Raw genomic sequence first — 11404 nt, 5'->3', positions numbered from 1 at the left:
ATACAAACTTTAACGGTTGGCTTTACGTTTGGACATAAAGGGGGACCCTGTTGGGCCTATGCAACTGACCTGGTGGCGCGCCATGACCTTTGACACGGCATGCGAAGGTCGCCTTGTGTCAGGCATTCTTCACCCTCAACCGCCACGCATGCAGCAGCGGTTCGGTGTAGCCGCTGGGTTGCTGCTTGCCCTTGAACACCAACTCCAGCGCCGCCTGGAAGGCCGCGCCCTCGGGGTGGGCAGCCAGGCTCTGGTAGGCCGGGTCGTCGGCGTTCTGGGCGTCGACCACCTTGGCCATGCGGGCAAAGGTCTCGCGCACCTGGGCCTCGCTCACCACCCCATGGTGCAGCCAGTTGGCGATGTGCTGGCTGGAGATGCGCAGGGTGGCGCGGTCTTCCATCAGGCCGATGTTGTGGATGTCGGGCACCTTGGAGCAGCCCACGCCCTGGTCCACCCAGCGCACCACATAGCCCAGGATGCCCTGCACATTGTTGTCCAGCTCCTGCTGGCGCTCGGCTGCGCTCCAGCGCGCCTCGGCCACCACCGGAATGGTCAGCAGTTGATTGAGGATGGCATCGCGTTCGGCCGCGAAGTCGACCTTTTCCAGCTCCTGCTGCACCGCCGTCACGCTGACCTGGTGGTAATGCAGGGCATGCAGGGTCGCGGCGGTGGGCGAGGGCACCCAAGCGGTGTTCGCGCCGGCCTTGGGGTGGGCGATCTTCTGCTCCAGCATCGCCGCCATAAGGTCGGGCATGGCCCACATGCCCTTGCCAATCTGGGCGCGGCCGCGCAGACCGCAGGCCAGCCCGGTCAGCACATTGCTGCGCTCGTAGGCCTGGATCCAGGTCGAGCTCTTCATATCACCCTTGCGCATCATCGGGCCCGCCAACATGGCGGTATGCATCTCGTCGCCGGTACGGTCCAGGAAGCCGGTGTTGATGAAGGCCACGCGGCTGCTGGCCGCGGCAATGCAGGCTTTGAGGTTCACGCTGGTGCGGCGCTCCTCGTCCATGATGCCGAGCTTGACGGTGCTGTCGGGCAGGCCCAGCAGCTCCTCGACGCGGCCGAACAGCTCGGCCGCAAACGCCACCTCGGCCGGGCCGTGCATCTTGGGCTTGACGATGTAGATCGACCCAGTGCGCGAATTCCCGCGCCTTTGCAGATCATGCATCGCAATCGTCACCGTGATGACGGCATCCATGATGCCCTCGGGGATCTCGGCGCCGCCCTCCAGCAGGATGGCCGGGTTGGTCATCAGGTGGCCAACATTACGCACGAACATCAGCGAGCGGCCATGCAGCACGAGCTCGCCGCCGTTCGGAGCGCTGTAGCGCCGGTCGGCATTGAGCGCGCGCGTGAAGGTCTTGCCACCCTTGCTGACCTCTTCGGTCAGCGTGCCCAGCTGGATGCCCAGCCAGTTTTGATAAGCCAGCAGCTTGTCCTCGGCGTCCACCGCGGCGACCGAGTCCTCCAGGTCGAGGATGGTGGAGAGCGCCGCTTCCAGCACCAGATCGCTGACGCCGGCGGCGTCGGTCTTGCCGATCGGCGTGGCGCGGTTGATCTGGATGTCCAGATGCAGGCCGTTATGCACCAGCAGCACCGCGCTGGGCGCCGCCGCCTCACCCTGGTAACCCACGAATTGCGCGGCTTCTTGCAGCGCGGCCCGGCCACCGCCGATCAACTCCACCACCAATTGGCCGCCTTCGACGCAGTAGGCCGCGGCCTGGGTATGTGACAGGCCGCCGGCCAGCGGCGCGGCCTGGTCCAGCACACGGCGCGCATAGGCAATCACCTTGGCGCCGCGCACCGGGTTGTAGGAAGCGCCGGCGCGTTCGGCACCATCGGTCTCGGGGATCGCGTCGGTGCCGTAGAGCGCGTCGTACAGCGAGCCCCAGCGTGCATTGGCCGCGTTCAGCGCATAGCGCGCATTCAGGATAGGCACCACCAGCTGCGGGCCGGCCTGCAGGGCCAGCTCGGCATCGACGTTAGCGGTGCTGACCTGCACGTTCGCGGGCTGCGGCACCAGGTAGCCGATCTGCTCCAGGAAGGCGCGATAGGCCGGCATGTCCTGGATCGGACCGGGATGCGCGCCATGCCATTGATCCAGCGCGGTCTGCAGGCGCTCACGCTCGGCCAGCAGGGCGCGGTTCTTCGGCGCCAGCTCGTGCGCGATGGCGTCGAAACCGGCCCAGAACGCGGCCGGGACAAGACCTGTCCCCGGCAGCACCTGATCCTCGATGAAGCGGACCAGCGGGCTGGCGATCTGCAGGCGATGGATGGTGGTGCGATGCTCGCTCATGACGGACTCCTGGCAATGATGTTCAACAACTGGGCCTGAATTTACGCGAGCCCGGTGGCGGAATTGCTGCGACGCGACGCCCTAGATCCCTGACTTTTTTGCACAAATGAAACGGCTTTCTAGTTTCATTAGGCTGTTTGCATCCCGGCGGTAGCACAATCCACCGCCATGGATCGTCTCAAGCAGATCGAGTCTTTCGTCTCCGTGGCCACCAAGGGCAGCCTCACCGCCGCCGCCCAGGCCGAGGGGGTGGCGCCCGCGGTGATGGGTCGACGCATCGACGCGCTGGAAGCGCGCCTGGGCGTCAAGCTGCTGGTGCGCACCACCCGCAAGCTCACCCTCACCCATGAGGGCACGGCTTTTCTGGAGGATTGCCAGCGCCTGCTGGTGGATTTCGCGAATGCCGAGGCCAGCGTCAGCGCCGGCGGCATCAAGGCCGCAGGGCATTTGCGCATCACCGCACCGGCCGGCTTCGGGCGCCGCCACCTGGCGCCCCTGGTGCCCGAGTTCCTGGCCCTGCATCCGGACGTGAGCCTGTCGCTGAACCTCAGCGACCGCGTGGTCGACATCGTCAACGAGGGCTTCGACTGCGCGGTGCGCGTGGGCGATCTGGTGGACTCCAGCCTGGTGAGCATGCGCCTGGCCGACAACCGCCGGCTCTGCGTGGCCAGCCCCGCCTATCTGAAGCGCGCCGGCATGCCGGCACACCCCGGCGAACTGGCCCGCCACCAATGCCTGATGCTCAGCTCAGACGCCAGCCAGACACGCGGCTGGGCCTTTATGGTGGACGGCGAACTCAGCCATGCGCGGCCGAGCGGCCGGCTCGATTGCAGCGACGGCCAGGTCTTGCACGACTGGTGCCTGGCCGGTCTGGGCCTGGCCTGGCGCAGCACCTGGGAGGTGGAGGCCGACATCCAGGCCGGCCGCTTGCAGACCGTGCTGGACGCCTTCGCGGCGCCGCCGAACGGCATTTTTGCGGTGATCCCGCAGCGCAAGCACCTGCCACTGCGGGTGCGCTTGTGGATCGATTTCCTCAAGCAGCACTACGGCAGCCCGGCCTATTGGGCCCGGACTGCCTGACTCTGATCACGACTTGTTGGACAGGCATTCCTTCATGAAGGCCTTGCGCTCGTCGCCCTTCTTGTCCTTGGCATCGACGTTGCACTGCTTCATGCGCATCTGCTGCGGCGTGCCCGAGGCAGCCGGCGCGGCGGGCTTGGCCGACAGGCATTCCTTCATGAAGGCCTTGCGCTCGTCGCCCTTCTTGTCGCCGGCGTCCTTGTTGCACATGCCCATCTTGCTCTGCTGAGCGGTGGGCGCCTTGTCGGCCGCATGGGCGCCGCCGGCGACAAAGGCAAGCGAGAACGCAATCAGGCTGAACAGCTTTTTCATGGGGTTTCCTTCCCTGGGGGATTGGCAGAAGTGGCAGCAATTGCCAAGGGCATTCCAACACAGCAAGGCCTGACCCTCAAGCACCGTCGGCACCACGCTACATGATGCGGCGCGGATGCGCCAAGGCCTCATGCGCCGCATGCAGGCGCCGCACCAGCACCTGGATGAAGGCGCGGTCGAAGCGGTGCTGGCATTCCGGGCTCAGCAAGGCCAGGGACTCGGGCGTGAAGGAGATGGTGGTGCAGATCTGCGTCACGCGGATGTCGGTGCTGTGGCGGCGCAGCTCAGGGTTGGGCGACAAATAGGCCATCTCGCCCACCGAGGTACCCAGGCCCAGGGTCGCCACCTTGTTGCCGTCGCGGAAGACCTCCACCTCGCCCTGGGCAATGATGTGAAAGCTGTTGCCTTGCTGGCCCTTCTTGTAGAGCGCATGCCCTTCGGGATAGCGGCGCCAGCGCGCGCGGTGCACCACCTCCCACAGCTCCACATCGCCGAAGGCCGCGAAGAACTCCAGGTCGCGCAGCAGGTTGAAGCGCTCCGAGTCCTTCACCTCGTAAAGCCGTGCCAGCGGCACCAGCTGGTTCGCCACCAGGCCGGAGAGGGCGCGCGCAAAGCCGTCCCAGTCGGGGTAGCGCTCGCCCGGGTGCTTGGCCAGCGCCCTCAGAATCACCGCATCCAGCTCGGGCGTAACGCCGCTGCGCAGCCCCACCAGGGTCTGCGGCGCCTGGTGGTAGATCTGGTGCATCAGCGCCATCTGGCTCGGCGCATCGAAGGGCGGGCGCCCGGCCACCAGGTGGTAGAGCACCGCGCCCAGGGCATAGATGTCGGCATGGCAACCGACGTCGCCGCCCTCGATCTGCTCGGGCGGCATATAGGCCAGCGAGCCAACACGGTGCACCTGGGTGCTGTCGGAATTGAGGTTGAGCGCGCTGCCGAAATCGCTCACCTTCACATCGGTGAGCTCGCCCTGCCCGTCCAGAACCGCGAGCAGATTGGCCGGCTTCACGTCGCGGTGGATCAGGCCCTGGCGGAACACATAGCCCAACGCCATCGCGCACTTGAAACCCAGCTCGACGATCTGGTCCAGCGGCAGCAGGCGGTCGCTGCGGCAGAAATGCTTGAGCGTCACGCCCTGCACATACTCCATCACCAGATAGGGCGAATCGGGCTCGGGCACGGCGTCCAGGATCTGCACCACATTGGGATGCTGCAGCCGGCCGGCCAGGGCCGCCTCGGCAGCGAAGAAGCGACTCGTCATCTGCGCGCCGTCGGGGCCATTGCGGCTCACCATGGCCCAGGAGCGCACCCGCTTGATCGCTACTTCGATGCCTCGGAATTCGTCCAGCGCCAGGAACACATCGCTGGTGGCACCCTCGCCCAGACGCCGCAGCACGCGGTATTTGCCGATGTAGCCGGGCAGGTCATGCTCGGAGGCGGCCGCGGGGCTGGCGGGCGTGGAACTGGATGCGGGTGGGAGGCTGCTCATGGGTGGGGCGTATCCTGCCCCAGCCCAGCCCCTCCGGCAAGCGGCGAGGAGGCTGTCGGGCTTGGGGATGGGCCCCCGTAGAATCCGCCCATGATCCAAGCCAAGCAGGAGCTGCTCGCCGCCCTCGGCGCAGCCATCCAAGAACTGAGCCCCGGCGCCACCCTGGCCCCGGTCTTCGAATCGCCCAAGCAGGCCGCGCATGGCGATCTCGCCTGTACCGCCGCGATGCAGCTGGCGCGCCCGCTGAAGAAGAATCCGCGCGAGCTTGCCGCAGCGCTGATCGAGGCCCTGCAGCGCCACGAGGCCTTTGCGCGCTGGGTCGATGCCATGGAAATCGCCGGCCCCGGCTTCATCAATATCCGCCTCAAGCCGGCCGCCAAGCAGGCGGTGGTGCGTGAGGTGCTGAGCGCCGCGGCGCACTTCGGCCACCAGGGCGCCAACGACCAGCATGTGATGGTCGAGTTCGTCTCGGCCAACCCCACCGGCCCCCTGCATGTGGGCCATGCGCGCCAGGCCGCACTTGGTGACGCCATTTGCAGTCTGTTTCAAACCCAGGGCAGCCAGGTCACACGCGAGTTCTACTACAACGACGCCGGCGTGCAGATCGCCACGCTGGCCAACTCCACGCAATGCCGGCTGAAGGGACTCAAGCCGGGCGACGCCGGCTGGCCCGATGCCGCTTACAACGGCGACTACATCCAGGACATCGCAGACGACTTCCGCGCCAAGAAGACCGTCAAGGCCGACGACCGCGAGTTCACCGCCTCGGGCGATGTGGACGACCTGGACGGCATCCGCCAGTTCGCAGTGGCCTATCTGCGCCATGAGCAGGATCTCGACCTGCAGGCCTTCGGCCTCAAGTTCGACAACTACTTTCTTGAAACCAGCCTCTACAGCTCGGGCCGCGTCGAAGACACCGTCGCCCGTCTGATCGCCAATGGCAAGACCTACGAGTTCGATGGCGCGCTCTGGCTCAAGACCACCGACTACGGCGACGACAAGGACCGCGTGATGCGCAAGTCCGAGGGGGGCTACACCTACTTCGTGCCCGACGTCGCCTATCACATCGACAAGTTCCAGCGCGGCTACACCAAGTGCATCAATGTGCAGGGCACCGACCACCACGGCACCATGGCGCGCGTGCGCGGCGGCCTGCAGGCGGCCAATGTGGGCATCCCACAGGGCTTCCCCGACTATGTGCTGCACAAGATGGTCACCGTGATGAAGGGTGGCGAGGAGGTCAAGATCTCCAAGCGCGCCGGCTCCTATGTGACGCTGCGCGACCTGATCGACTGGACCAGCCGCGACGCCGTGCGCTTCTTCCTCATCAGCCGCAAGGCCGACACCGAATTCACCTTCGATGTGGACCTGGCGCTGAAGCAGAACGACGAGAACCCGGTGTTCTATGTGCAGTACGCGCATGCGCGCATCTGCTCGGTGATACGCAAATGGGTGGAGCTGGGCGGCGACGAGGCCCTGCTGGCCGGCGCCGACCTGAGCCTGCTGACCGCCCCCACCGAGGCCGCGCTGATGCTCAAGCTGGCCGACTTCCCCGCCATGCTCACCAGCGCCGCGCAAGACCTGGCCCCGCACGACGTGGCCTTCTACCTGCGCGACCTGGCGGGCGCCTATCACAGCTACTATGCGGCCGAGCGCGTGCTGGATCAGACGCCCGAGCTGACGCGCGCCCGCGTCGCGCTGCTGGCCGCCACGCGCCAGGTGCTGCGCAATGCCCTGGCGGTACTGGGCGTGAGCGCGCCTGAGCAAATGACGCGGGAACAAACGGAGAACGCATGAGCGGTGCGAATAAAAGCGGCAGTGAGCGTGGTGGTTTCGTCCTCGGGCTGATCGTCGGCCTGCTGCTGGGCCTGGCGGTGGCGCTGGGGGTGGCGCTCTACATCACCAAGGTGCCCATCCCCTTCGTCGACAAGGTGCCGCAGCGCACCGCCGAGCAGGACGCGCAGGAGGCCGCGCGCAACCGCAACTGGGATCCCAACGCCCCGCTGGCCGGCAAGGCCGCCGCCAAGGTCGCCAGCGGCGTGGTTGGGGGTGGCGCGCCCGCGGTGACGACGCCGGCGCCCCCGGTGGTGACTGCGCCCGCGGCAGCCGCGCCGGCCCCGGCCGCCAGCGCTGCCGCACCCGCCGCCAGTGCGTCCGCCAAGGCCAAGCCCGCCGACAAGGCGGCCGAGAAGGCAGCGGCCGCGAGCGCCCCGGCCGCCGATCCCTACATCTACTTCGTGCAGGCGGGCGCCTATACCAAGACCGACGACGCCGAGGCGCAGCGTGCCAAGCTGGCGATCCAGGGCTTCAGCGCCAAGGTGTTCGAGAAGGAGCAATCCGGCCGCCCCGTCTACCGGGTGCGCGTGGGCCCGATGGAGGCGCGCGACGAGGCCGAGGGACTGCAGCGCAAGATCGAAGCGGCCGGCTTCGAGGCCAATCTGGTACGGGTTCAGCGTTGATAAAGAATCGCCTAAGCAAGCCGGGTGAGAATGGCCCGCTGCTCAGCGTCACCTACAGAGGAAATTCAGCATGAAGCGTCGCGACTTTTCAGCCCAACTCGGTCTGACAGCCCTGGCGGCCGGCCTGCCCGGCCTGGCGCTGGCCCAAGGCGGCCCGATCGAGGGCAAGCATTACCAGAAGCTCTCGCAGGCCCTGCCCACCACCCCGGGCAAGATCGAGATCGTCGAGTTCTTCTGGTATGGCTGCCCGCATTGCTATGCCTTCGAGCCGGCCATCGAGGCCTGGGCCCAGCAACTGCCGGCCGATGTGAGCTTCCGCAAGGTGCATGTGGCCTTCCGCGCCAATGTGAAGATCCACCAGCGCATGTTCTATGCGCTGGAGGCGATGGGCAAGGAGGCCCAGGTGCGCCCGGCCATCTTCGCCGCCATGCACCAGCAGGGCCAGGCACTCGACAGCGCCAAGAACCAGGCCGACTTCCTGGCCAAACTGGGCGTCGACCCGGCCAAGTACCAGGACGCCTACAACTCCTTCGGCGTCAACACCAAGTGCCAGCAGGCCGAGAAGCTCAGCGAGGCCTACCGCATCGATGGCGTGCCCGCGATCGGCATCGGCGGCCGCTTCCTGACCTCGCCCAGCATTGCCGCCGGTGGCGAACGCCTGCCCGAGATCGAGGGGGGCCGCCGCGCGCTCAGCGTGACCGATTTCCTGGTACAGAAAATCAGGAAGGGCTGAGTCCTTCCCATTAGCGGCTCGTCCAGGCCCTAGAATGGCCTGCAAGTTCTATGCCGCCTATGCCTACCGCCACGTCCAGCTCGATCTCCGCCCGCAGCCTGCTGTGCTGCGCGTGCCTTGCAGCCCTGCTGGCCGCAGGGCTGGCGCGCGCCGAGAAGGCCGACCGCAACAAGCCCCTCAACATCAGCTCGGAGCGCGGCGGCCGGCTCGATGTGGTGAACCAGCGCACCGAGTTCAACGGCAATGTGATCCTCAGCAAGGGCAGCATGCTGCTGAAGGCCGAGCGCATGGATGTGCGTGAGACCTCGGACGGCTACCACCAGGCCTACGCCAGCGGCGAGACCGGCCGGCCGGTGCAGTTCCGCCAGGCGCGCGACGTAGCCGGCGAGGCCATCGAGGGCACGGCCGACCAGCTCGAATACGACAGCCGCTCCGACACGGTACGCTTCGTCGGCAACGCGGTGGTGCGCCGCGTGCGCGGCGACACGGTGGCCGACGAGATCACCGGTGCGCTGATCGTCTACGACAACCGCAGCGAGGTCTTCAGTGTCGACGGCGGCCTGGCCTCGCCGCATCCCAGCGGCCGCGTGCGCGTGGTGCTGATGCCCAGGGCCGCCAGCGGCGCCGAGGGCAGCGCGGCGCCTGCTGCCGCCTCCGCCCCGCTGCCGCTGCAAACCAGCCCGACCCTGCAGACCAGCCCGCGCAAGCCTTCCTCTCCATGACGCAGCACACCCCGGCGCTCGAGACCGGCATCGCCCCCAGCCGGCTGGAGGCCGAAGGCCTGCAAAAGACCTACGGCGTGCGCCGCGTCGTCAAGAACGTGCATGTGGACGTGCACAGCGGCGAGGTGGTGGGCCTGCTGGGCCCAAACGGGGCCGGCAAGACCACCAGCTTCTACATGATCGTGGGCCTGGTGCGCGCCGATGCCGGCGAGATCCGCATCGACGGCCGGCCGGTGCAGCGCCTGCCCATCCACCAGCGCGCGCGCCTGGGCCTGAGCTATCTGCCGCAGGAGGCCTCGATCTTCCGCAAGCTCACGGTGGAGGAAAACATCCGCGCGGTGCTGGAATTGCAGCTTGACGACCATGGCAAGGCCTGGCCCCGCGCCCGCATCGATGCCGCGCTGGATACCCTGCTGCACGAGCTGAGCATCGAAAAGCTGCGCGACAGCCCGGCGCCCGCGCTCTCGGGCGGCGAGCGGCGCCGCGTCGAGATCGCGCGCGCCCTGGCCACGCAGCCGCGCTTCATCCTGCTGGACGAGCCCTTCGCCGGCGTTGACCCGATTGCGGTGCTGGAGATCCAACGCATCATCAGCTTCCTGAAGGCGCGCGGCATCGGGGTGCTGATCACCGACCACAATGTGCGCGAGACCCTGGGCATCTGCGACCGCGCCTACATCATCAGCGAGGGCGCCGTGCTGGCCGAGGGCACCCCGCAAGAGATCGTCGAGAACCCGGACGTGCGCAAGGTCTATCTCGGCGAAAACTTCCGCATGTAAGACGCGATGAAGCCGTCGCTGCAGGTACGCCTCTCCCAGCATCTGTCGCTGACGCCGCAGTTGCAGCAGTCGATCCGTCTGCTGCAGCTCTCCACCCTGGAGCTGAACCAGGAGGTGGAGCAGATGCTCACCAGCAACCCGCTGCTGGAAACCGACGAGGAGTTTGGCGAGGCCGCACCGCTGCGTCTGGATGCGGCGGCGCCGCTGCAGCGCGACGAGGGCGCGGCGGCCGAAACCAGCGCGGAGAGCAGCGGCGATGGCGAGTCAGTGGCCGAGATCAAGGGCGAGGACTTCGGCACCACCGAGCGCGACGACTGGGAGAACGGCACCGAGCGCGACGACTTCGACGGCATCCGAGAAACCCCCGGCAGCGGCAGTGGCGACGACGAAGGCGAGCGCCCCGAACAGCAGGGCCCCGGCATCTCGCTGCAGGAGCATCTGAACGCCCAGCTCGCCGGCATGCAGCTGAGCCAGACCGACCGCGCCGCGCTGATGGTGCTGATCGAGTCGCTCAACGAAGACGGCTATCTGGAAGACAGCCTGGAAGAGCTCGCCGAGGCGCTCGCGGGCGTTGACGCCGATGCCGAGGCGCGCGAGGAGCTGCTGGACACGCTCAAATGCGCGCTCAAGTGGCTGCAGAGCCTGGAGCCGGTGGGCGTGGGCGCGCGCAATCTGTCCGAATGCCTGATCCTGCAGTTGCGCGTCAAGCCGCGCAGCCAGGCCCAGGTGGTGGCGATCCTGATCTGCAAGCAATACCTGGAGCTGCTGGCCAGGCGCGACCTAAGGCGCCTGATGTCGCTCACCGGCGCCGACGAGGCCTTGCTGCGCGAGGCCCAGGGCATGATCACCGAGCTGGAGCCCAAGCCGGGCCGCCAGTTCGCGCGCAGCGAGGCGGCGGCGGTGGTGCCGGACGTGATCGTGCGCAAGTCCGGCCGGGGTTTTCGCGTCACGCTCAACCCCGACGTCATGCCCAAGCTGCGCATCAACGAGCTTTACGCTCAGGCGCTGCGCCAGACGCGCGGCGGCGTCAGCAATTCGCCGCTGGGCACGCAGCTGCAGGAAGCGCGCTGGTTCATCAAGAACATCCAGCAGCGCTTCGACACCATCCTGCGCGTCTCCGAGGCCATCGTCGAGCGCCAGAAGGGTTTCTTCTCGCATGGCGAGCTGGCCATGAAGCCGCTGGTGCTGCGCGAGATCGCCGATGAGCTGGGCCTGCACGAGTCCACCATCTCGCGCGTGACCACCGCCAAATACATGGCCACGCCCTGGGGCACCTTCGAGCTCAAGTACTTCTTCGGCTCGGGGCTCAACACCGAGGCGGGCGGCAATGCCTCCAGCACCGCGGTGCGCGCCCTCATCAAGCAGTTCGTGGCCGCCGAGGATGCCGGCAAGCCGCTCTCGGACAGCCAGCTGTCCAGCATGCTGGAGGAGCAGGGCATCCAGGTGGCGCGCCGCACCGTGGCGAAGTACCGTGAGGCGCTGAAGATCGCCCCGGCCAACCTGCGCAAGGCCATGTAGCTCGACTCAGCTTGAGAAG

Annotated in this window: 10 protein-coding genes; 7 read left to right on the top strand and 3 right to left on the bottom strand. The window is 67.3% G+C overall.

Features of this window, described 5'->3' with window-relative positions:
* Positions 1-118: 118 nt before the first annotated feature.
* Positions 119-2299 carry a malate synthase G gene (locus WG898_RS13265; RefSeq protein WP_339603272.1) on the bottom strand — a complete coding sequence of 727 codons (2181 nt, stop codon included), beginning with the start codon at positions 2297-2299 and terminating at the stop codon, positions 119-121.
* A 168-nt stretch (positions 2300-2467) separates the two neighbouring features.
* Between WG898_RS13265 and WG898_RS13260 the strand changes: the two genes are divergently transcribed.
* Complete coding sequence (locus tag WG898_RS13260; protein WP_339603271.1) at positions 2468-3379, top strand: LysR family transcriptional regulator; 912 nt, start codon at positions 2468-2470, stop codon at positions 3377-3379.
* A 6-nt stretch (positions 3380-3385) separates the two neighbouring features.
* On the opposite strand, the gene WG898_RS13255 is transcribed toward WG898_RS13260, so the two are convergent.
* Both WG898_RS13255 and WG898_RS13250 read right to left on the bottom strand, forming a co-directional pair.
* Positions 3386-3691 (bottom strand): PsiF family protein, encoded by a 306-nt coding sequence (locus tag WG898_RS13255; protein WP_339603270.1) that lies wholly within the window; start codon positions 3689-3691, stop codon positions 3386-3388.
* A 97-nt stretch (positions 3692-3788) separates the two neighbouring features.
* Positions 3789-5177, bottom strand: coding sequence for a serine/threonine-protein kinase (locus WG898_RS13250; protein WP_339603269.1), 1389 nt, complete (start codon positions 5175-5177; stop codon positions 3789-3791).
* Between the two features lie 90 nt (positions 5178-5267).
* Between WG898_RS13250 and argS the strand changes: the two genes are divergently transcribed.
* From argS to WG898_RS13220, 6 genes are all read left to right on the top strand, one after another.
* Positions 5268-6974 carry an arginine--tRNA ligase gene (gene argS / locus WG898_RS13245; protein WP_339603268.1) on the top strand — a complete coding sequence of 569 codons (1707 nt, stop codon included), beginning with the start codon at positions 5268-5270 and terminating at the stop codon, positions 6972-6974.
* Positions 6971-7636 carry an SPOR domain-containing protein gene (locus WG898_RS13240; RefSeq protein ID WP_339603267.1) on the top strand — a complete coding sequence of 222 codons (666 nt, stop codon included), beginning with the start codon at positions 6971-6973 and terminating at the stop codon, positions 7634-7636. Before argS ends, WG898_RS13240 begins: the two co-directional genes overlap by 4 nt.
* 70 nt (positions 7637-7706) lie before the next feature.
* Complete coding sequence (locus WG898_RS13235) at positions 7707-8369, top strand: thiol:disulfide interchange protein DsbA/DsbL (protein ID WP_339603266.1); 663 nt, start codon at positions 7707-7709, stop codon at positions 8367-8369.
* A 50-nt stretch (positions 8370-8419) separates the two neighbouring features.
* Positions 8420-9091, top strand: a complete 672-nt coding sequence (gene lptA, locus WG898_RS13230) for a lipopolysaccharide transport periplasmic protein LptA (RefSeq protein WP_339603265.1) — start codon at positions 8420-8422, stop codon at positions 9089-9091.
* Positions 9088-9867 carry an LPS export ABC transporter ATP-binding protein gene (gene lptB / locus WG898_RS13225; RefSeq protein ID WP_339603264.1) on the top strand — a complete coding sequence of 260 codons (780 nt, stop codon included), beginning with the start codon at positions 9088-9090 and terminating at the stop codon, positions 9865-9867. Before lptA ends, lptB begins: the two co-directional genes overlap by 4 nt.
* A gap of 6 nt (positions 9868-9873) precedes the next feature.
* A complete protein-coding gene (locus tag WG898_RS13220; RefSeq protein ID WP_339603263.1) occupies positions 9874-11385 on the top strand; it encodes an RNA polymerase factor sigma-54 in 1512 nt (503 codons plus the stop codon).
* Positions 11386-11404: the final 19 nt, after the last annotated feature.

Origin of the sequence: Paucibacter soli, from assembly GCF_037482845.1 — a bacterium.
Taxonomy (GTDB): Bacteria; Pseudomonadota; Gammaproteobacteria; order Burkholderiales; family Burkholderiaceae_C; genus Paucibacter_B; species Paucibacter_B soli.
Note: the sequence above shows the minus strand (reverse complement) of the source record. Positions and strands in the feature narration are given on the sequence as shown.

What these genes read in the sequence shown, in the direction of transcription:
- WG898_RS13265 (WP_339603272.1), bottom strand. Translation starts at nt 2,299, where the DNA reads ATGAGCGAGCATCGCACCACCATCCATCGCCTGCAGATCGCCAGCCCG.
- WG898_RS13260 (WP_339603271.1), top strand. Translation starts at nt 2,468, where the DNA reads ATGGATCGTCTCAAGCAGATCGAGTCTTTCGTCTCCGTGGCCACCAAG.
- WG898_RS13255 (WP_339603270.1), bottom strand. Translation starts at nt 3,691, where the DNA reads ATGAAAAAGCTGTTCAGCCTGATTGCGTTCTCGCTTGCCTTTGTCGCC.
- WG898_RS13250 (WP_339603269.1), bottom strand. Translation starts at nt 5,177, where the DNA reads ATGAGCAGCCTCCCACCCGCATCCAGTTCCACGCCCGCCAGCCCCGCG.
- argS (WP_339603268.1), top strand. Translation starts at nt 5,268, where the DNA reads ATGATCCAAGCCAAGCAGGAGCTGCTCGCCGCCCTCGGCGCAGCCATC.
- WG898_RS13240 (WP_339603267.1), top strand. Translation starts at nt 6,971, where the DNA reads ATGAGCGGTGCGAATAAAAGCGGCAGTGAGCGTGGTGGTTTCGTCCTC.
- WG898_RS13235 (WP_339603266.1), top strand. Translation starts at nt 7,707, where the DNA reads ATGAAGCGTCGCGACTTTTCAGCCCAACTCGGTCTGACAGCCCTGGCG.
- lptA (WP_339603265.1), top strand. Translation starts at nt 8,420, where the DNA reads ATGCCGCCTATGCCTACCGCCACGTCCAGCTCGATCTCCGCCCGCAGC.
- lptB (WP_339603264.1), top strand. Translation starts at nt 9,088, where the DNA reads ATGACGCAGCACACCCCGGCGCTCGAGACCGGCATCGCCCCCAGCCGG.
- WG898_RS13220 (WP_339603263.1), top strand. Translation starts at nt 9,874, where the DNA reads ATGAAGCCGTCGCTGCAGGTACGCCTCTCCCAGCATCTGTCGCTGACG.